This window comes from Bradyrhizobium sp. CCBAU 11357, assembly GCF_028128865.1.
In the GTDB taxonomy this organism is placed as follows: Bacteria; Pseudomonadota; Alphaproteobacteria; order Rhizobiales; family Xanthobacteraceae; genus Bradyrhizobium.
The window spans coordinates 36,681-55,736 of the sequence record NZ_LBJW01000112.1 but is presented as its reverse complement, the minus strand read 5'-3'; the positions used below and the strand labels follow the sequence as shown (position 1 = coordinate 55,736).

Genomic DNA, 19,056 nt, shown 5'->3' with positions numbered 1-19,056 from the left:
CAGAGCCGGGACCCAGGAAGCCACACGCTTTGTCGGTAGATGGGCCCCGGCTCAGCAGCGCACCGCTGAAGAAGCGCTGCGCTGCGTCCGGGGCACGAGCTTGCCTTACGCTGACTTCTTGTTCTGCCGGTTCTTGACGAGATCATCGACGACGGCGGGATCGGCGAGTGTCGAGGTGTCCCCTAAGCTGCCCGGCTCGTCCTCGGCGATCTTGCGCAGGATGCGGCGCATGATCTTGCCGGAGCGGGTTTTTGGCAGGCCCGGCGCGAACTGGATCTGGTCGGGCGAAGCGATCGGACCGATTTCCTTGCGCACCCACGTCACGAGCTCCTTGCGCAGCTCGTCGGTCGGCTGCACGCCGGCCATCAGGGTGACATAGGCGTAGATGCCCTGACCCTTGATGTCGTGCGGGAAGCCGACGACGGCCGCTTCCGACACCTTCGCATGCGCCACCAGCGCGCTTTCGACTTCGGCGGTGCCCATGCGGTGGCCGGAGACGTTGATGACGTCGTCGACGCGGCCGGTGATCCAGTAATAGCCGTCGGCGTCGCGCCGGCAGCCGTCGCCCGTAAAATACTTGCCCTTGTAGGTCGAGAAATAGGTCTGCTCGAAGCGAGCGTGATCGCCATAGACCGTGCGCATCTGGCCCGGCCAGGACCGCGTCAGGCAGAGGTTGCCGGTGGTCTCGCCTTCCAGCACCTTGCCGTCGGCATCGACGATTTCGGGCATCACGCCGAAGAATGGCTGCGTTGCCGAGCCCGGCTTCAGCTTGGTGGCGCCCGGCAGCGGCGTGATCAGGATGCCGCCGGTCTCGGTCTGCCACCACGTGTCGACGATCGGGCAGCGGTCGTCGCCGACGACGCGGTGATACCACTCCCAGGCTTCGGGATTGATGGGCTCGCCAACCGAGCCGAGCAGGCGGAGCGAGGCGCGCGAGGTCTTCTTCACAGGCTCGTCGCCGCTCTGCATCAGCGCGCGGATCGCGGTCGGCGCGGTGTAGAAGATGTTGACCTTGTGCTTGTCGATGACGTTCCAGAACCGCGAATTATCCGGATAATTCGGCACGCCCTCGAACATCAGCGTGGTCGCCCCGTTCGCCAGCGGTCCGTAGAGGATGTAGCTGTGGCCGGTGACCCAGCCGACGTCGGCGGTGCACCAGTAGATGTCGCCGTCGTGATAGTCGAAGACGTATTGATGCGTCATCGAGGCGAACACGAGATAGCCGCCGGAGGTGTGCAGCACGCCCTTGGGCTGGCCGGTCGAGCCCGACGTGTAGAGGATGAACAGCGGGTCCTCGGCGTGCATGTGCTCGAGCGGGCATTCCGTGGTCACCATCGCCGCGGCCTCGTGGTACCAGAGGTCGCGCGTCGGGTTCATGTCGACCTTGGCGCCGGTGCGCTTGACCACGACGACCCAGTCGACGCCGTCGGCTTTACTGAGCGCGGCATCGACATTGGCCTTCAGCGGCACCTTCTTGCCGCCGCGCAGGCCTTCGTCCGCGGTGATGATGACCTTGGACTGGCAATCGTTGATGCGCTGGGCAAGGCTGTCGGGCGAGAAGCCCGCGAACACCACGGAGTGGATCGCGCCGATCCGCGCGCAGGCCAACATCGCATAGGCGGCCTCGGGGATCATCGGCAGGTAGATGGTGACGCGGTCGCCCTTCTTGACGTTGCGGGTGCGCAGGATGTTGGCCATCCGGCACACCTCGTCGTGCAGCTCCTTATAGGTGATGTGCTTGGACTGCGAGGGATCGTCGCCTTCCCAGATGATCGCGGTCTGGTGGGCGCGCGCCGGCAGATGCCGGTCGATGCAGTTATGGACGACGTTGAGGATTCCGTCCTCGAACCATTTGATCGAGATGTTGCCGGGCGCGAAGGAGACGTTCTCGATTTTCGTCGGAGTCTTCATCCAGTCGATGCGCTTGGCCTGCTCCGCCCAGAAACCGTTCGGGTCCGAGATCGAGCGGGCGTACATCTCCTTGTACTTGGCCTGGTCCACCCAGGCGCGCTTCGCCCACTCCGCGGGGACGTCGTAGATCTTCTCGGACATGCTTCCCTCCACATGCGGCAAGCTCAGGCAATGCCGACAGCATCGTTTGACGGATTATGCGTCGGGCTAACCGGACCCGACAAGGAGCACAAGCTGGACCTTCGGCGGGCAGCCGGCCATGCGGAGGATCAAGGTCCGGAAGGCTCGCTGTCGCAATTCTGAAACAGGCCGACAGGCGCCTTTCGGCTCTTGACCCAAACCGCCAGAAGGGACGCCGCAGAGCCCTATGCACCGGTCGGAGGTATTTAGAAACCTCATCACACTGATTCGGGACTCGCAATAGCGTTCGGAACCCCCTAAATGGCCAACCCGGGTCCAAAGAGACCCTTCGGAACAAAAATCAGAACAGCGGCATTGATCGATAACAGACAGGGCTAAAGGCATAAGACTATGATGGATCAGCAGAATCTCGGGACGATGCGGCCCGCTTCAGCCGATCCTGCGGCCATTGCCCTGGCCAAGGCCCTCGGACAATGGCCGAAACCGAGCGGTTTCAGGCGCCCGAGCCCGAAGAAGACCTACGACACGGCGCCTGCCACGACGGTCGAGGCCCTCGCCAAGGAGCTGGGCTTGCGGCTCGGCGACCAGAACGAGCTGACCATCCGCCGTATCAAGCGCGGCAAGGGCTATTCCTTCGTCCGTCCCAACGGCGCGCATATCCGCGACGCCCGCACCATCCGCCGGCTGCACGCCATGGCGGTGCCGCCGGCCTATCGCGAGGTGCGCTACTCCGCCGATCCCAACTCGCACCTTCAGGCGGTGGGCCGCGATGCCGCGGGCCGGCTGCAATATCGCTATCACGCCGATTGGGAGAAGGTCCGCGAGCAGCGCAAGGCGCATCGCCTGGCAAAGCTCGTCGGCGCGCTGCCGAAAATCCGGCGCAAGGTCTCGGCGTTCCTGTCCGGTGACGAGCCGACGCGCGAGTTCGCGCTCTCGGCCGTGATCGAGCTGATCGCGCGTACCGCGATCCGTCCCGGCAATGAATCCTACGCCCGCCTCAACGGCACCCGCGGCGCCACCACGCTGCTGAAGTCCAACGTCACGCTCGAAGACGATTGCTTCGTGCTGACCTTCAAGGCCAAGGGCGGCAAAGCGGTGCGCAAGGAGTGCGACGCCGCCAAGCTGGTGCGCGCCATCGGCATTTTGCAGAGCGTTCCCGGCAAGCGCATGTTCCAGTATCGCGATGCCTACGGCATCGTGCGCGCGGTGAACACCACCCAGGTGAACGCGTTTCTGCGCGAGATCGCCGGCATCAAGATTTCCCTGAAGGATTTCCGTACGCTGATGGCGTCCGCCGTCGTGGTGGAATCGCTGTCGCGGATCACGCCGGCGAGCAGCCAGCGCGGCCGCAAGAAGCAGGTGCTGGACGCAATCCGCGCCGCCGCCGACCAGCTCTCAAACACGCCGGCGATCTGCCGCAAGAGCTACGTCCACGACACCATCGTCACCGCCTTCGAGGAGGGCATCCTCGAGCGCTTCGCCGCGACCATGAAGGGCCAACGCTCGCAGGCCAGGCGCGAGCAGCTGCTGGCGCAGGTGGTGGCGACCGCAGCGGTGTAACGGCGCGCCGCACTCTCGTAGGGTGGGCAAAGCGAAGCGTGCCCACCATTTGCTCATGGTGAAATGGTGGTGGGCACGGCGCAAGTGCGCCTTTGCCCACCCTACAAGAGCTACGTCTTGGCCGAGACACCCTTGTCCGGACCGGGATCGCCGCCCGCGGCTGCGATCGTGAGCCGCTCCAGATAGTGCGCCCATCCCGTCGCATGCGCGGCGGCCTGCGCTTCGTTCGGCAGGCCGCTATGGGTCATGCGCAGCAGCGTGCCGCCGTCCTGCTCGATCAGGTCGATCTCGATCAGGCTCGAGCCGGGCGGAACTTCCTGGCCGCCCTCCCAGCCGAACGTGTAGGCCAGACGATGCACCGGCACGACCTCGCGGAAGACACCGCGGGCGACGCCGCCGCGTGGGCTGACGCCCTTGAGCAAATAGAGCCCGCCGGGATACGGCTCGGTGGTCGCATCCGAGCCCATCCAGCTCAGGATCTTTTCCGGGTCGGTGAGATAGGCGAAGACGGTGGCGCGCGGGGCCGCGATCTGGGTCTCGCGTCGCACTATGAACGGCTCGGGCATCGGCGATCATCCCTGGTCTGACGATGGGACATGGCGGCGGCGCTGCGCTCCGTCAAGGATTACCCGTGACAAAGACGGCCCGGCTTCGTCATCATCGGGCCATGCACCTGTCTTCGACCCTCGCCTGGCTCCTCGATGCCGCCTCGGATTGTCCCGGGGCCGACCGCCTGCTCGCGGAACTCGGCGCGCATCTGGTCGCCGACGGCGTGCCGCTCGCGGCGGGCGCCCTGACGCTGGCGGTGCCGCATCCGCTGATCGCGAAGCGGACCTGGCTGTGGCGTGCCGATAGCGGCCAGGTGATCGAAGCGCTCGGCTTCGCGCCGGGCGGCCTCGCGCCCGATCCACCCAATGACGCCGGCCGTCGCTGGCTGCGCGACAGCGCGCGCGGGCAGGTGCATGAAGATGTCGCCGGACGGTCCGATGGGCCGCTGCTCGGCTGGATCGGGCCGCGTCCGTTCACGGCGGATGAGATCGAGCAATTGCGTCAGGCCGCGCGTTTCGCCGCGACGCCGCTTGCCGTGCTCGCCGCGCGCGCCACCTTGCGGGCGACGCTCGATGCTTACCTCGGCAAGCGCAGCGCGGAGCGGGTGCTCGCGGCGCCTCTGCGCCGCGATCTCGGCGAGACCATCCAGGCCGCGCTGCTCTATGCGGATTTGCGCAATTTCACGCGCCTGTCGGAGACCACACCGCCGGCCGACGTCATCGCGGCGCTCGACGCCTGGTTCGATCGCATCGCCGGCGCGGTTCACGCCTTCGGCGGCGAGGTGCTGAAGTTCATCGGCGACGGCGTGCTGGCGATCTTTCCGGTGCTCGAGGCGTCCCCACGTCGCGCCTGTGACGCGGCTCTGCGTGCCGCAGGCGCAGCCGAGGCCGGCATGGCGTACCTCAACAAGGAGCGCCGCGCGCAAGGATTGCCGCCGCTGTCGTTTGGCGCCGCGCTCCATCTCGGCGAGATGCTCTGGGGCAATATCGGCGCCGCCAACCGGCTCGACTTCACCGCGATCGGCCCCGCGGTCAATCTCGCCAGCCGCCTGGAGGGATTGTGCAAGCCGCTGGGCCGGACCGTGCTGGTATCAGGCGCGCTCGCCGCCGAAACGGAGATGCCGCTCGTTGCGCTCGGGACGCATGCGCTGCGCGGCATTGCCGCGCCGTGCGAGGTGTTTGCGTTGCCAGATCTGTAGGATGGGCAAAGGCGCACTCTACCCGCGCCGTGCCCACCATTCCACCGCGAGCTTTCATCCCAAATGGTGGGCACGCTGCGCTTTGCCCACCCTACAGATCCAGGGCAAGATGCGACTAAATCCCGCCCATCTTGCAGACGAGCTTCCATTCCTCCGCCGTCACCGGCTGCACCGAGAGGCGCGAATATTTCACCAGCGCCATGTCCGCGAGCTTCTTCTCGGCCTTGATTGCGGCCATCGTCACCGGCGTCTTCAGGGGCTTGTCGGCCTTGATGTCGACGCAGACGAATTTGCCGGTCTTGTCGGTCGGATCGGGGTAGGCCTCCTTGATGATCTCGGCGATGCCGACGATCTCCTTGCCCTCGTTGGAATGATAGAAGAACGCCCTGTCGCCCTTCTTCATGTTCACGAGGTTCTGGCGTGCGGTGAAATTGCGCACGCCGGTCCAGGCTTCGCCCTTGGCGCCCTTCGCAACCTGCTGGTCCCAGGACCACACCGACGGTTCGGATTTCACGAGCCAGTACGCCATGCTTATTCCTCTGCCTTGAAGGGGCGCGTCATCAGCCCCGAGATCGCGGCATCGATCGTGCTTCGGCCGCTCAGGATCGATGCGACCGCCTCCGATACCGGCAACTCGATGTTTTGCGAAGCGGCGAGCTCGATCAGCACAGGGGCGGTGAACTCGCCCTCGGCGAGCTTGCCGGCGGGAGGCTGCTCGCCGCGCCCGAGCGCGAGGCCGAGCGCGAAGTTGCGCGATTGCGGGCTCGAGCAGGTCAGAATGAGATCACCGAGGCCAGAGAGGCCGGTGAGCGTCTCGCGGCGTGCGCCGAGCGCGCGGCCGAGGCGCGTCAGCTCGGCAAAGCCGCGGGTCGTGAGTGCCGCCTGCGCGGAGGCGCCGAGCTTGCGTCCGACCGCGATGCCGACCGCGATCGCCAGCACGTTCTTGGCGGCGCCGCCGATCTCGACGCCGCGGATGTCGGTGGAGTGATAGGGGCGGAATGTCGGCGACCCCAGCGCCTGCACCATGCTGCTGGCCAGCGCCTCATCGCTTGCCGCCAGGGTCACTGCCGTCGGCAGGCCACGTGCGACGTCGTCGGCAAAGCTCGGCCCCGACAGGATCGCGGGCTGCGCGTGCGGCGCGGCCTCGGCGATCACGTCGGTCATGAACTTGTGGGTGCCGTGCTCGATGCCCTTGGCGCAGGCGACGATCGGCATTGGCTTCGTGATGTGCGAGGCCAGCATGTTGACCGCGCCGCGCAAATGTTGCGCCGGTGTTGCGATCAGCAGCATGTCCGCACGCGTGGCAAGCGACAGATCGCTCGTGACGACGATCTCAGGCACGAGCTGGACGCCAGGCAGCCTTGGATTGTCACGCGTCGATGCGATCCGCGCGGCATGCTCGGCATTGCGTGCCCACAGCGTCACGTTTCGCCCGGCTCGCGCCGCCACCGTCGCCAGCGCCGTGCCCCAGGCGCCCGCGCCGATTACTGCGACGGATTGCGGCGCGGTCATCGCTAATATCCCGCCCGCGTCTTGCCGTAGCCGGCCGGCGCCGTTGCGTTGGCATCGAGCAGCCAGCGTGCGCGCGGCTGCGCGTCCATCGTATCGGTCAGGCCGAGCGCGAGGCGCTCGGCGCCGGCCCAGGCGATCATGGCGCCGTTGTCGGTGCAAAGCGCGGGCGGCGGCATGATCAGCTGCGTCCCGGCCTGCCTTGCGACATCATCAAGGGCGCCGCGGATCGCCTGATTGGCGGCGACGCCGCCGGCGGCGACCAGCGCGCGCGGTGCGCCGAACTGCTCGCGGAAGAGCCTGAGGCCGACGCTCAGCCGGTCGGCCGTCGAATCGAGCACGGCGGCCTGGAAGCTCGCGCAGAGATCGCTGATGTCCTGCTGCGTGAGCTCGCCCAGCCGGCTCGCTTCGGTGCGCACCGCCGTCTTCAGTCCCGACAGCGAAAAATTGGCATCCGGGCGTCCCTGCATCGGGCGCGGAAACGCAAAGCGCGTGGCATCGCCGCCTGCGGCCGCGCGCTCGACCTGCGGGCCGCCGGGATAGGGCAGGCCCAGCATCTTCGCGACCTTGTCGAAGGCCTCGCCGATGGCGTCGTCGACCGTGGTGCCGAGCCGCACATATTGGCCGACGCCGGTGACCGCGACGATCTGGGTATGGCCGCCGGAGGCGAGGAAGAGGCAATAGGGAAATTCGATACCGTCGGTGAGGCGCGGCGTCAGCGCATGCGCTTCGAGATGGTTCACGGCGACCAGCGGCGTGTCGTGCACCATCGCGATCGCCTTCGCGGTGGTGAGCCCGACGATGACGCCGCCGATCAGCCCGGGCCCCGCGGCCGCCGCGACGCCGTCGAGCTGGGCATAATCGATGCCGGCCTCGTCCATGGCACGGTCGATGATCCCGTCGAGCACGTCGACATGCGCGCGCGCGGCGATCTCCGGCACCACGCCGCCGAAGCGGGCATGCTCCTCGATCTGCGACCGCACGATGTTGGACAGGATCTTGCCGCTGCCGTCGGCCGCGCGTTCGATCACGGCCGCAGCGGTCTCGTCGCAGGTGGTTTCGATGCCCAGCACCAGCATTGGCGAATTGTTATCCAATTTGCGCCCTTGCGCTCATCCGTAAAGCAGAGTTCTGGTACGTCCGGTAGCATCCCGGGGTCCGCTTGCGCAATCGTCACGCGCAGGCGTTCTGGTCAATGCGTCACCGCCAAATGGTCCGGGAACACCAGCGATGTCCATTCTCGTCACACGGCCGCATCCCGACAACGAGGCGACGGCGGACAATCTGCGCGCGCGGGGGCATGCGGTGCTGCTTGCGCCGGCGCTCAAGCTTGAGCCGGTCGCCTTCCAAGGCGAGAGTGACGTTTCCTATGATGCCGTTCTCGTCACCTCGGCCAACGCGATCCGCACCGTGGCGTCGCAATTGTCCGACCTCGGTCTGTTGCAGCTGCCTTTGTTCGCGGTCGGCGAGCATACGGCTGCTGCGGCGCGCGAGGCCGGTTTTGCCGAGGTGATCGTCGCCGGCGGCGATGCCGCGTCCTTGCGCGACAAGGTGATGCAGAGCGCGCGCGACAAGGTGCTGAAGAAAAAGAGCGCGCTGCTGTATCTCGCCGGCGCGGATCTGTCGCGCGACCTCGGCGGCGAGCTCGGTGCGGAAGGTTTTCGCGTGGTGACGCAGACGACCTATCGCATGGCGCCCGTGAAGCATCTGCCGCGCGAGGTCTGCGAAGGCTTTGCCGCCCACGGGATCGAGGCGGTGCTGCACTACTCCCGGCGAAGCGCGCGTGCGTTCCTCGATGCGGCGCGGGACGAAGGTGTTGAAATTTCCGCGCTGGCGATTCCGCATTGCTGCCTGTCCGAGACCGTTGCGGGTGTGCTGCGCGAGGCCGGCGCGTCGCAGGTTCTGGTGGCCGCAACGCCGGACGAAACTGCCTTATTCGACTCCTTGGAGCGTGCGTTGCGCACCCGTTTGGCGTAAAGGTCGGGCCGAATCCGACGCAATCTGATCCACCCTGGTATGGAAGTGTGAGGAACCGTCACGATGGCCGACGACAAGCCTGAAGACGCTGGATTGGCGCCCGATCCGGGTCGTGCCAAGCGCACCCCGCCCACCATTGACCTCGAGGCGACGGAAGTCTCGACGCAGCCGCAGCAGGTCGCCGGCGAGCCCGAGCCGTCCGAGCATGTCGCGCAGGAGCAGGCCAGGGTGGAAGAGCCCGGCTCGGAAGAGCTCAAGGCCGAGCCTCAGCCCGAATCGGCAGAGCAGCAGGCGTCCTCGGCGGCGCCCGTATCGGCGCCGATCTCCCCCTGGGTCGTTGCGCCGTTCTCCGGCGCGGTCGCAGCTGCGGTCGTGATCGCGGTCGGCTGGATGCTGGGCTGGCCGGCGGTACAGGCCCCGCCGGCCGCGCCGCAGGTCACCAGTGCGACCGTCGACGCGCTGAGCGGACGCGTTGCCGCGGTCGAAGCCAAGGCCGCCAAGCCCGCGGCCGATCCGGCCCAAGTGGCGCGAATCGATGCGTTGGAGAAAGCGGCGAGCGCCCTGCGCGGCGACATCGCCAATTTGCGCGCGCAGTTCGACAAGACGGCGAGCGCGCTGAACGATACGAAATCCGCGCCGCCGAGTGCCGCGCCCGATCTTGCCGCGCTCACCGACCGCATCGCTCAGCTCGAGCGCGCCAGCAAAACCGAGCGGGCCGAGCTCGCGCAGCAGGGCGAGAAGATCGCCGAGGCCAAGACGATGGACGACAAGCCGCTCCGTTATGTGGTGGCGGCGTCGCTGCTCGACGTCGCCGTTCGCCACGGCGATCCCTATCAATCGCAATTGGCCGCGGCGCGGTTGCTGACGGCCAAGCCCGACATGCTCAAGCCGCTCGAGGCGTTTGCATCGTCCGGCATCCCGACATCGGCTGCGCTGAGCCGCGAGCTTCTCAACATCGTGCCGAAGCTGTCGCCGCCGGCCGAAGCTCCGTCGAGCGAGGCCGGCATTGTCGAACGTCTCCAGGCCGGCGCCTCAAAGCTCGTGCGGATCGAGCGCACCGACGGCGTCGGCAACGATCGCGGCGCCATCGTGTCGCGCGTGACGGCGGCGGCGCTCCGCAGCGATTTCGCCGAGGCGCGGCGCGAGCTGAAGACGCTGCCCGTGGCAGATCGCGCCGCGGCGCAGGCCTGGCTCGACAAGGCCGACGCCCGCGACGCCGCGCTCGCCGCGTCCCGCAAATTCGCCGACGATGCCATGGCGGATCTCGCCAAATCTACTCAATAAGATTCGCGCAACAATCGGCGCGTATAGGGATCGACCATGCTTCGCATCGTCCTCTTTCTCGTCTTGATCGCACTGGCGGCGGCCGGCGCGGCCTGGGTTGCCGACCAGCCCGGCGATCTCGTCCTGACCGCGGGCAGTTTCCGCATCTCGACGACGCTGCCGAGGTTCGTGTTCCTGCTCGGCCTCTTTGCCGCTTCCGTCGTGCTGGTCTGGAGCATCCTGACGATGATCTGGCGCATGCCGGGGCGCCTGCGCCGCCGGCGTCATGACAAGCGCCATGCCCGCGGCCGTCACGCCATCACCCATGGCCTGCTCGCGATCGGCCACGGCGATCCCGCGCTCGCGCGCCGGCATGCCGAGGCGGCACGGCGGCATGCACCGAACGATCCGCTCGCGCTGCTGCTGCACGCGCAGTCGGCGCAGCTCGAAGGCAATCGCGACGAGGCGCAGCGCGTCTTCCGCGTCATGGCCGAGCGCGAGGATACGCGGCTGCTCGGCCTGCGCGGCCTGTTCATCGAGGCGCAGCGCGCCGATGATGCGGTCGGCGCCGTGATGATCGCGGAGGAAGCCATCAAGCTGTCGCCGTCCGCGACCTGGGCCTCGCACGCGGTGCTCGGCTTCCGCTGCGCGCGCGGCGACTGGAGCGGCGCGCTCGCGATCCTCGATTCGAATCTCTCCGCGGGCCTGATCGACAAGCAGACCTATCGCCGGCAGCGCGGCGTGCTGCTCACCGCGCGTGCGCTGGAGCTGGAAACGATGGACCGCGACGTCGCGCGGGAGAGCGCGATGGAAGCGGTCAAGCTCGCCCCGACCCTGGTGCCGGCGGCCGTGCTCGCGGCAAAATTCGAGAGCGAGGCGCATCAGGTGCGCCGCGCCATGAAGATGGTGGAAGCCGCCTGGCTCGCCAATCCGCATCCCGATCTTGCGGAAGCCTATGCGCATGTGAAGCTCGGCGATACCGCATGGCACCGCTTGCAGCGGGTGGAGACTCTCGCCGCGAAGACCCCCGCCGACAAGCTCGGTTATGTCGAAGGGCAGCTCGCCATCGCGCGCGCTGCGATCGAGGCCTCGGAGTTCGCCCGCGCGCGCGAGGTGCTCGCGCCTTATCTCAAGGATCCGACCCAGCGCGTCGCGCTGCTGATGGCCGAGCTCGAGCGCACCGAGCATGGTGACGGCGGCCGAGCCCGCGCCTGGACCTTGCGCGCGGTGCGCGCCCGCCTCGATCCCGCCTGGACCGCGGACGGCTATGTCAGCGACCGCTGGCGTCCGGTCTCCCCGGTCACCGGCCGCCTCGATGCGTTCCAGTGGCAGACGCCGGTCGCGAGCCTGCCCTCGGACAGGGGCCCCACGCTCGAATCCTCCGCCTTCGAGGAAGCCATGCTGGCCGCTCCGCCGCCGAAGCGGGTGACTGCGGTTCCCAGCGAGGCCTCGGTGGAACCGCCGGAGGTGGCCCCGGTGCCGGCACCGGCCGCGCAGGACAATTCACCCCCTCCGGCCAAGGAGGCCGCGAAGGAGGTTGCCAAGGAAACTGCCAAGGAAGCTCCCAAGGAAGCTCCCAAGGAAGCTCCCAAGGAAACCGCGGAGCAAGTTGCGAAGGAAACTGGGGAGGTCGACGAGCCGGCCGTCACACCCGCTGAGCCGGCGAATCCGGCTCCGCCGCCCGCCGAATCATCGCCTCCGGCGGCAACGCCCGTCTTCCGGACCCGGGCCGACCTCAGTAAGCCCACCTCGGCGCCGATCCAGACCGTCATTCCGATCGTCCGTGCACCCGACGATCCCGGCATCGACGACGAGGGCCCAAGCGACGAATTTACGGAACAAATCGGCACGCCCAAAGCCCACGCAAAGGCGCAGGCGGGCGGCTGGCGCGGATTCTGGTCCCGCTGGGGCGCGTGAGCCGCATTTCGCCCCCGGCTTGTCCTTGCCAATTCGGGCCATGCCCGATATCAGGAGCGCGCGTATCGGGGCCGGCATTGCTTCGGTCTCGGCAGGTTCGCCGCAATAGCTCAGTCGGTAGAGCACGTCATTCGTAATGACGGGGTCGGGGGTTCGAATCCCTCTTGCGGCACCAGCGCCCGATTCGGATCCCGCAATCTTGCTGTCATGCCTGGGCTTGGGCATCCACGTCTTCGCTTGATCCAGACACGCAAATGGCCGGGACAAGCCCGGCCATGACGCAAGAGTTTGGATTGATCGCGCTTACTGCGAGACCGTCTGCACCACGCTCGCGATCGGGCGGGTGTTCGTGCCCGCGGTCGGCACCTTCATGTCCTTCATCAGCGCCTCGTCATATTCCGGCAGCGTCTGGAAGGTCGTCTTGGCCTTCATCTGCACGACCTTGTAGCCGCCGGCCTTCAGCCGCGCGAGCAGCGTCGGCAGGGCGAGGCCCGTGTTCTTCTGGAAGTCGTGCATCAGGATGATGCCCTTGCCGAGCTTGTCCAGCCTCGTCATCACGGTCTCGACGATCTTCTCCGGCGTCGCGCCCTTCCTGAAGTCGAAGGAATCGATTTCGGTCGAGAACATCGCGACGTTGCGGGTGCCGAAATAGCTCACCATCGCGGGATTGTGCTGCAGCTGCGGAAAGCGGAAGAACGGCGCCGGATTGGTGCCGAGCGCGAATTTCACCGCGCTGAAGCCCTTCTCGACCTCGTCCTTGACCTGCTGCTCGGTCAACTTCTTGCTGTTCAGATTGACATGCGACCAGGTGTGCGTGCCCACCGTGTGGCCCTGGGCCAGCACCTGCTTCAGGATCTCCGGATGGTAGGTCGCGTGCTTGCCGACGGAGAAGAACAGGCCCTTGGTGCATTCGTCCGCGAGCGCCTTCAGCACCGTAGGCGTGTTGACCGGCCACGGACCGTCGTCGAAGGTCAGCACGACCTCCTTCTCGGTCAGGAAGTCGAACTGCTTGAAATGCTCGAAGCCGAAGCCGGGACCACCCGTCGTGTCGATCTCGACGACGCGGGACACACCCAGTGCGTTTGGATTGGCGCAGACCTGTTTCGGCTGCATCGGCATGACCGGCGCAGGTGCCGGAGCGGCTGGCTTGGCCGCGACGGTCGCGGTGGTCTCGACGTCGTCCTTGGCGGCGAGCTTCGCCTGTGCCGGCAATGGGTCGGCGGCACGGGCGGCAACTGTCTTCGGAGCGCCCTGGTCGGCGCGCGTGGAATAATAAAACCAACCGCCGGCGGCGATCACGACCGCCGCAACTACACTGGCCAGCATCAGGCCCAACGCATTACGCATCGCTAATCTTTCCAATTACGCAACCAAACCGGCGGAATTTCCCGCGCGACGAGCCATTAATGCGAACCAAGAGTTAACGTGACACCAACACGACATCGGTTGCGGTGGAATTTCAGTAGGGTGCGCCAAAGTGACCGAGATCACAGAGGGTGGGTCTCCCGTGACTGTCATCACAGTGGAAACGGTTTTGCCGGAGCATCGTAGCTCCCATCGATAACGGGCCCGCTGAGGCGGTGCCAATGGGAGCTTCAAATGACCAAGTCGTTTACCAGCAAGATCCGCGACACCAGCCTGGCCTTGGGCTTTGCCGCCATTGTCTCGATCGCTTCGACGAGCGCGAGCTTCGCCTTCACGGCTGAGGCGCAGCAGATGTGCACGGGCGATGCCTTCCGTCTCTGCTCGGCGGAGATCCCCAACATCCCGAAGATCACGGCGTGCATGATCAAGCATCGCTCGGACCTCAGCGCCGGCTGCCGCGCGGTGATGGACAAGGACCTCGCCAAAGGCGCCTCGCGCAAGGTCGCTGACGCCCGGGACAGCCAGTAAGAGCGCACGCAACAACGATCGTCGCGCTGGTCAGCTCCCCCCTTGCGATGTGCCCCGGTGTCATGCCGGGCCACGCGGTGGCTTGCCTCCAGCCCGGCAATAAAGCCGTTGCAGCCTCCGGATCGTCGCACTAGCTTCGCCCGCACTTTCTTCCGGGTAGAGGCATTACGCGATGACCAGATTTCTTTTCATTCTTCCTTTGCTCTTGTGCGCATCGGCAGCATCAGCGCAACAGCAGCCCGGCCATGACGCCTGCGCGCGCGATGTCAGTCGCTTCTGCCGCGCCGTGATGAACAATGGCGACGGCGCCGTGCTCGCCTGCCTGAAGCAGAACCGCACCCGGCTCAGCAAGGGCTGCGACAAAGTGCTGACGGATCACGGGCAGTAAACACATCCTCGTCATTCCGGGGCGCGCCGTAAGGCGCGAGCCCGGAATCCATTTCTCCACGCTTATGCTGCTCGATGGATTCCGGGTTCGCGCTTCGCGCGCCCCGGAATGACGAGAGTTACGTACTGCTCCCGGCCGCGACCACCGGCAGCACCTCGCTGTTGGCACGGTCCGGCGTCTCGTCCTTCCAGCGCACCGAGCCGAATGGACGCTCCAGCATGCGGCGGATCCGCACCGGCTCGGGGCCGATGTGGAAATCGATCGCCTGCTGATGCAGCGCGCGTTCGGATTGGGTCGAACGGTTGCGCTGACGCAAATAGTCGAGCCAGGTCGGGCAGTGATAGCGCTCGGTCCACAGCTCGGGGTCGGCGATGTCGCGCGCGATCGACCAGCCATAGGCGCCGTTGCGCTGGCGGGAGAGCTGCACGTCCTGCATGACGTTGTGGAACGCGCGCGCATTCTCTTGCGCGACCCGGTATTCGATCTCGACCACCAGCGGTCCGCTGCGTCCGGTCAGCGACAGCTTCACCTCGGGATCGGCTAGCACGTCCGCATCCTCGTTGCGCGCGCCGACGCGCGGCATCGCAAGCCAGATGCCGAGCAGCGGCGAGACCAGCATCAGGCCTGCCGCGGTCAGCAGCGCGATCTCGACGCCGGCATAATCGGTGAGATGGCCCCAGCCCCAGGCGCCGATCGCGATGCCGCCGGAGATCGAGGCCTGGAACGCGGCGAGCGAGCGGCCCGCGACCCAGCGCGGCGCCGAGAGCTGCACGCCGATGTTGAACAGCGCGATCGCAGCCATCCAGACCGCGCCGGCCAGGACCAGCGCGGTTGCCGTCAGCACCGGCTCCGTGCTCAAAGCGAGGGCGGCCATGGCGAAGGCCATCGAGATGGTGCAGGCGCGGATCGCGGCCTCGCCGCTCATGCGCTTGCGCAATTCGTGGATATTGAGCGCGCCGATCACTGCGCCCATGCCGAAGGCGCCCAGCATGATGCCGTAGGTCTGTGCGCCGCCATGCAGGAGGTCGCGCGCGACCAGCGGCATCAGCGCCATCACCGCGCCGCCGATCAGGCCCATCACCAGCGTGCGCAACAGCACGATCTTGATCGGCGGCGAATTCGTGATGTAACGCACGCCCGAGACCATGGCGCGGTTGAGCTTTTCCCGCGGCAGGCGCGACGGCTCGTTGCTGCGGCGCCAGAGCAGCAGCACCACCAGCAGCGGCAGATAGAGGATCGCATTGCAGGCGAACGCGGCTACCGCGCCGAGTGCCGCGACGATGACGCCGCCGACTGCCGGACCGAAGCTGCGCGCGATGTTGTAGCTGATGCCGTTGAGCGCCACCGCGGACGCCAATGCCTCCGGGGGTACCTGTTCGCTGACCGAGGACTGCCAGGCCGGGCCGAACAGCGCATTGCCGCTGCCGACGACGAAGCAGAAGGCGAGCAGCAATTCGGGGGTGATCAGGTTGAAGCCGGCCAGCACGGTGAGCGCGCTCGCGCCGATCAGCGCGACCGACAGCGAAATCACGCTGACGATGCGACGGTCATACATGTCGGCGATGGCGCCGGCGGGCATCGAGATCAGCATGATCGGCAGCATCAAGGCGGTCTGCACCAGGGCCACCTTGTCTGCCGAGGCTGCCATCTGCGTCATCGCCCAGGCCGCGCCCACGCCCTGGATCAGGAGGCCGAGATTGGAGAGCAGGCTGGCGAGCCAGATCCGCCGGAACACGGTGTACCGCAGGGGCGCAGTGATGCCGTCGGCGGCCATTTTCGGGCGGTTCGGCTGCTCGGTCATATCCCCTTCCATGTCGGATGGCAGAAGTGGTCGTGGTGATTCCGGCCAATTCAGTGATGCCCGCGAAAGTCCTTCGCTGTCCAGTGCTTAGGCCGCTATAAGCAGTGCAAAGAGGCGGGCTGCCGGGAGGAACAGATGAAGCTGTCGCGACGGACGATTTTGCAAGGGGCTGCGAGCGTGCCTTTCGCACTTGCGAGCTTGCGGACGGGCGCGCTTGCCCAGACCGCGCCCGCCGCCGCGGTGGGCGCCGAGCTGCCGCCGATTCTGTTCGTCCACGGCAATGGCGATTACGGCGCGCTCTGGATGACCACCTTGTGGCGGATGGAGTCGAATGGCGTCGCACGCGATCGCATGATGGCGATCAATTTCACCGACCCCCTGGCGCGCAACGACGACAAGGTCGAGCAGGCGGGCCGCTCCTCGACCGAGGACCAGCGCCGTGAGCTTGCTGCCGCCATCGCTGAACTGAAGCGCCGCACCGGCGCGCCTCGCGTGGCCTTGGTCGGCAGCTCGCGCGGCGGCTACGCCATCCGCAACGTCATCAGGAACGGCGGCGCCGGCGATGTCAGCCATGCCGTGCTGTGCGGCACGCCCAATCACGGCGTGTTCGCGACCGACGACCAGCCCAACAACGAGTTCAACGGCCGCGGCACGTTCCTGCGTAGCCTGAACGAGGGCGAGAGCGAAGTGACTCCGGGCGTTGCCTTCCTCACGCTGCGCAGCGATGGCATGGACAAATATGCGCAGAGCGACGGCCGCTTCATCGGCAAGCCCGGCACGCCGATCAATGTCACCGCCGAAGGACCGGAGCTGAAGGGCGCCACCAATCTCGTGCTCGGCGCGCTCGACCATCGCGAGGTGGCTTTTCACCCGCGCGCGTTCCGGGAGATCTACAAGTTCATCGCCGGCCGTGAGCCTGCGCGCATCGCGATCGCGCCGGAGACCAGTGTGACATTGAGCGGCCTGGTCACCGGCACGCCGGGCGGCGCGCCGACCAATCGCCCGGTCGCCGGTGCAACCGTCGATGTCTTCCGTGTCGATCCTGATACCGGTGAGCGCAAAGCCGGTGCGCTGCACAGCTCGAAGACGGACTCCGATGGCCGCTGGGGGCCGGCGCAGGTCGATCCCGCCTGGTCGCTCGAATTCGTGCTGACCTCGCCGGATGCGCCGACGACGCACATTTATCGCTCGCCCTTCCCGCGCTCGTCCGAGGTCGTGCATCTGCGGCCTGCGCGCCCGCTCGGGCCGGCCGACAAGGACGCCGGCGCCGTCGTGATCATGTCGCGTCCGCGCGGCTATTTCGGTCTGCCGCGCGATGTGGTGCTGTTCGACGGCAAGGAGCCGGCCGACGTCAAGCCGGGCGTGCCTACGGATGCGGCAGCAACCCTGCGGCTTCCCGTCAGCGAGGTTGGGCGTAACATCGTAGCCCAATTCGGCGAAGAACGGATTGTGGCGCGCGCCTGGCCTGCGTCCGAGAACCGGATTGCCATTGCGGAGCTGACTTACTAGCTATTTACCTGCGTCCCACCTTGCGGGAGAGAGCCATGAACATCGCCAGCGTGCGTCGGCCCATCATCCCTCCGGCTCCCCCGCGGGCGCCCGACGATATGTCGTTCTTCGGCCGGCTCGCGGTCATCAGGCAGAACATGATCGCGACCTGGGGGCAACGCGCCTATGAGGAAGAGGTCATCCCGGGCCGCTTCTTCTTCCGCAACAGTTTTATCCTGAACCAGCCGGACGCGATCCGGCACGTCCTGCTCAGCAATTACGAGAACTACACGCGCACGCCGGCCGGCATCCGCATGCTGCGCCCCGTGCTCGGCGACGGCCTTCTGATCGCGGAAGGTCATTCCTGGACGTTTCAGCGCCGCACGCTGGCGCCGGCCTTCACGCCGCGCGCGACGGCAAATCTCGTTCCGCATATGACGGCGGTGCTCGACGAGACCATCGCCAAGCTGGACGCGAAAACCGGCGAGCCGGTCGATCTGCGCCAAATCATGCAGCGCATGACGCTGGAGATCGCCGGGCGCACGATGTTCTCGTTCGGCATGGACCAGCACGGCGCGACGCTGCGCGACTTCATCATGGAATATGCCGCGCGGTTGGGACGTCCCTATTTCCTCGACATGGTGCTGCCGGTGTCCTGGCCGAGCCCGATGGATTTTGCCCGCGCCCGTTTCCGCAAGCGCTGGACCGAGTTCGTGGCCATGCTGATCGCCGAGCGGCGTAAGGCCGGCAAGAAGGACGGCGCGCCGCCGCGCGACCTGTTCGATCTCATGGACGAGGCACGCGATCCCGAAACGGGCAAGGGCTTCTCGGACGACCAGCTCGTCGACGAGGTCGCGACCATGATCCTCGCCGGTCACGAGACCACGGCAACGGCGCTGTTCTGGGCGCTCTACCTGCTCGCGCTCGATCCTGATACGCAGGAGGAGGTGGCGTCCGAGACCCGCGGCGAGCATCTCGACAGCATGGCTGACATCGATCGCCAGAAATTCACCCGCGCGGTGATCGACGAGACGATGCGGCTCTATCCGCCGGCCTTCCTGGTCGCGCGTGCCGCGCGCGACAAGGACGACGCGGCGGGCGTCGAGATCGGCAAGGGCGACATCATCATGATCGCGCCCTGGCTGTTGCACCGGCACGAGAAGCTGTGGGATCAGCCGAACGCCTTCATTCCGAAACGCTTCATGTCAAAGGAGGCACCGGATCGTTTCGCGTACCTGCCGTTCGGCGCAGGTCCGCGCGTCTGCATCGGCGCGCCGTTTGCCCAGGCCGAATCCGTGCTGGCGCTGGCGCGGCTGATCGGCGCATTCCGTGTCGAGCTCGCGGACGCGGCGACCCCTGTAATTCCGCTCGGCGTCGTCACGACCCAGCCGGACCATTCACCCCTGTTCCGCATCACGCGTCGGTGACAGGCGCGCGTCTGGCCGTTGGCGTGACCCACCC

At 66.8% G+C, this 19,056-nt stretch carries 16 protein-coding genes and 1 tRNA gene; 10 read left to right on the top strand and 7 right to left on the bottom strand.

What is annotated here, in order from left to right:
* Positions 1-105: 105 nt before the first annotated feature.
* Positions 106-2,052 (bottom strand): acetate--CoA ligase, encoded by a 1,947-nt coding sequence (acs, locus tag XI05_RS34210; RefSeq protein WP_271510157.1) that lies wholly within the window; start codon positions 2,050-2,052, stop codon positions 106-108.
* A gap of 390 nt (positions 2,053-2,442) precedes the next feature.
* Here acs and XI05_RS34205 point away from each other — a divergent pair, with 390 nt between their 5' ends.
* Positions 2,443-3,612 carry a DNA topoisomerase IB gene (locus XI05_RS34205; RefSeq protein ID WP_271510155.1) on the top strand — a complete coding sequence of 390 codons (1,170 nt, stop codon included), beginning with the start codon at positions 2,443-2,445 and terminating at the stop codon, positions 3,610-3,612.
* Positions 3,613-3,722: 110 nt separating this feature from the next.
* On the opposite strand, the gene XI05_RS34200 is transcribed toward XI05_RS34205, so the two are convergent.
* Complete coding sequence (locus XI05_RS34200; RefSeq protein WP_271510153.1) at positions 3,723-4,178, bottom strand: SRPBCC family protein; 456 nt, start codon at positions 4,176-4,178, stop codon at positions 3,723-3,725.
* Between the two features lie 101 nt (positions 4,179-4,279).
* On the opposite strand from XI05_RS34200, the gene XI05_RS34195 reads away from it, so the two are divergent.
* On the top strand, positions 4,280-5,359 hold the full coding sequence (locus tag XI05_RS34195; protein WP_271510549.1) for an adenylate/guanylate cyclase domain-containing protein: 1,080 nt from the start codon (positions 4,280-4,282) through the stop codon (positions 5,357-5,359).
* Between the two features lie 115 nt (positions 5,360-5,474).
* On the opposite strand, the gene XI05_RS34190 is transcribed toward XI05_RS34195, so the two are convergent.
* The 3 genes from XI05_RS34190 to tsaD are packed head-to-tail and all read right to left on the bottom strand — an operon-like array spanning position 5,475 to position 7,941.
* On the bottom strand, positions 5,475-5,888 hold the full coding sequence (locus tag XI05_RS34190; RefSeq protein ID WP_271510151.1) for an EVE domain-containing protein: 414 nt from the start codon (positions 5,886-5,888) through the stop codon (positions 5,475-5,477).
* Positions 5,889-5,890: 2 nt separating this feature from the next.
* Positions 5,891-6,871, bottom strand: coding sequence for an NAD(P)H-dependent glycerol-3-phosphate dehydrogenase (locus XI05_RS34185; RefSeq protein WP_271510149.1), 981 nt, complete (start codon positions 6,869-6,871; stop codon positions 5,891-5,893).
* 2 nt (positions 6,872-6,873) lie between these two features.
* Positions 6,874-7,941, bottom strand: a complete 1,068-nt coding sequence (gene tsaD / locus XI05_RS34180; protein WP_271510547.1) for a tRNA (adenosine(37)-N6)-threonylcarbamoyltransferase complex transferase subunit TsaD — start codon at positions 7,939-7,941, stop codon at positions 6,874-6,876.
* Between the two features lie 157 nt (positions 7,942-8,098).
* On the opposite strand from tsaD, the gene XI05_RS34175 reads away from it, so the two are divergent.
* The 4 genes from XI05_RS34175 to XI05_RS34160 all read left to right on the top strand — a co-directional run bounded on the left by XI05_RS34175 (position 8,099) and on the right by XI05_RS34160 (position 12,200).
* A complete protein-coding gene (locus tag XI05_RS34175; RefSeq protein ID WP_271510147.1) occupies positions 8,099-8,845 on the top strand; it encodes a uroporphyrinogen-III synthase in 747 nt (248 codons plus the stop codon).
* Positions 8,846-8,908: 63 nt separating this feature from the next.
* A complete protein-coding gene (locus XI05_RS34170) occupies positions 8,909-10,129 on the top strand; it encodes a COG4223 family protein (RefSeq protein ID WP_271510145.1) in 1,221 nt (406 codons plus the stop codon).
* Positions 10,130-10,165: 36 nt separating this feature from the next.
* A complete protein-coding gene (locus tag XI05_RS34165; protein ID WP_271510143.1) occupies positions 10,166-12,025 on the top strand; it encodes a heme biosynthesis protein HemY in 1,860 nt (619 codons plus the stop codon).
* 99 nt (positions 12,026-12,124) lie between these two features.
* Positions 12,125-12,200: transfer RNA gene (locus XI05_RS34160), tRNA-Thr, on the top strand.
* 128 nt (positions 12,201-12,328) lie between these two features.
* On the opposite strand, the gene XI05_RS34155 is transcribed toward XI05_RS34160, so the two are convergent.
* On the bottom strand, positions 12,329-13,372 hold the full coding sequence (locus XI05_RS34155; protein ID WP_271510141.1) for a polysaccharide deacetylase family protein: 1,044 nt from the start codon (positions 13,370-13,372) through the stop codon (positions 12,329-12,331).
* 252 nt (positions 13,373-13,624) lie between these two features.
* Between XI05_RS34155 and XI05_RS34150 the strand changes: the two genes are divergently transcribed.
* A complete protein-coding gene (locus XI05_RS34150; protein WP_172787882.1) occupies positions 13,625-13,918 on the top strand; it encodes a hypothetical protein in 294 nt (97 codons plus the stop codon).
* A 172-nt stretch (positions 13,919-14,090) separates the two neighbouring features.
* Entirely contained in the window at positions 14,091-14,306 is a 216-nt protein-coding gene (locus XI05_RS34145) for a cysteine rich repeat-containing protein (RefSeq protein ID WP_172787883.1), read from the top strand.
* Positions 14,307-14,424: 118 nt separating this feature from the next.
* Here the strand turns inward: XI05_RS34145 and XI05_RS34140 are convergent, their stop codons facing one another.
* Positions 14,425-16,107, bottom strand: coding sequence for an MFS transporter (locus XI05_RS34140; RefSeq protein WP_172787884.1), 1,683 nt, complete (start codon positions 16,105-16,107; stop codon positions 14,425-14,427).
* A gap of 135 nt (positions 16,108-16,242) precedes the next feature.
* Between XI05_RS34140 and XI05_RS34135 the strand changes: the two genes are divergently transcribed.
* Together XI05_RS34135 and XI05_RS34130 are read left to right on the top strand one after the other, a co-directional pair.
* Entirely contained in the window at positions 16,243-17,616 is a 1,374-nt protein-coding gene (locus XI05_RS34135) for a hydrolase (protein ID WP_271510139.1), read from the top strand.
* Between the two features lie 35 nt (positions 17,617-17,651).
* Positions 17,652-19,022: a cytochrome P450 gene (locus XI05_RS34130; protein WP_271510137.1), complete on the top strand. Its 1,371-nt coding sequence runs from the start codon at positions 17,652-17,654 to the stop codon at positions 19,020-19,022.
* Positions 19,023-19,056: the final 34 nt, after the last annotated feature.

What these genes read in the sequence shown, in the direction of transcription:
- acs (WP_271510157.1), bottom strand. Translation starts at nt 2,052, where the DNA reads ATGTCCGAGAAGATCTACGACGTCCCCGCGGAGTGGGCGAAGCGCGCC.
- XI05_RS34205 (WP_271510155.1), top strand. Translation starts at nt 2,443, where the DNA reads ATGATGGATCAGCAGAATCTCGGGACGATGCGGCCCGCTTCAGCCGAT.
- XI05_RS34200 (WP_271510153.1), bottom strand. Translation starts at nt 4,178, where the DNA reads ATGCCCGAGCCGTTCATAGTGCGACGCGAGACCCAGATCGCGGCCCCG.
- XI05_RS34195 (WP_271510549.1), top strand. Translation starts at nt 4,280, where the DNA reads ATGCACCTGTCTTCGACCCTCGCCTGGCTCCTCGATGCCGCCTCGGAT.
- XI05_RS34190 (WP_271510151.1), bottom strand. Translation starts at nt 5,888, where the DNA reads ATGGCGTACTGGCTCGTGAAATCCGAACCGTCGGTGTGGTCCTGGGAC.
- XI05_RS34185 (WP_271510149.1), bottom strand. Translation starts at nt 6,871, where the DNA reads ATGACCGCGCCGCAATCCGTCGCAGTAATCGGCGCGGGCGCCTGGGGC.
- XI05_RS34175 (WP_271510147.1), top strand. Translation starts at nt 8,099, where the DNA reads ATGTCCATTCTCGTCACACGGCCGCATCCCGACAACGAGGCGACGGCG.
- XI05_RS34170 (WP_271510145.1), top strand. Translation starts at nt 8,909, where the DNA reads ATGGCCGACGACAAGCCTGAAGACGCTGGATTGGCGCCCGATCCGGGT.
- XI05_RS34165 (WP_271510143.1), top strand. Translation starts at nt 10,166, where the DNA reads ATGCTTCGCATCGTCCTCTTTCTCGTCTTGATCGCACTGGCGGCGGCC.
- XI05_RS34155 (WP_271510141.1), bottom strand. Translation starts at nt 13,372, where the DNA reads ATGCGTAATGCGTTGGGCCTGATGCTGGCCAGTGTAGTTGCGGCGGTC.
- XI05_RS34150 (WP_172787882.1), top strand. Translation starts at nt 13,625, where the DNA reads ATGACCAAGTCGTTTACCAGCAAGATCCGCGACACCAGCCTGGCCTTG.
- XI05_RS34145 (WP_172787883.1), top strand. Translation starts at nt 14,091, where the DNA reads ATGACCAGATTTCTTTTCATTCTTCCTTTGCTCTTGTGCGCATCGGCA.
- XI05_RS34140 (WP_172787884.1), bottom strand. Translation starts at nt 16,107, where the DNA reads ATGACCGAGCAGCCGAACCGCCCGAAAATGGCCGCCGACGGCATCACT.
- XI05_RS34135 (WP_271510139.1), top strand. Translation starts at nt 16,243, where the DNA reads ATGAAGCTGTCGCGACGGACGATTTTGCAAGGGGCTGCGAGCGTGCCT.
- XI05_RS34130 (WP_271510137.1), top strand. Translation starts at nt 17,652, where the DNA reads ATGAACATCGCCAGCGTGCGTCGGCCCATCATCCCTCCGGCTCCCCCG.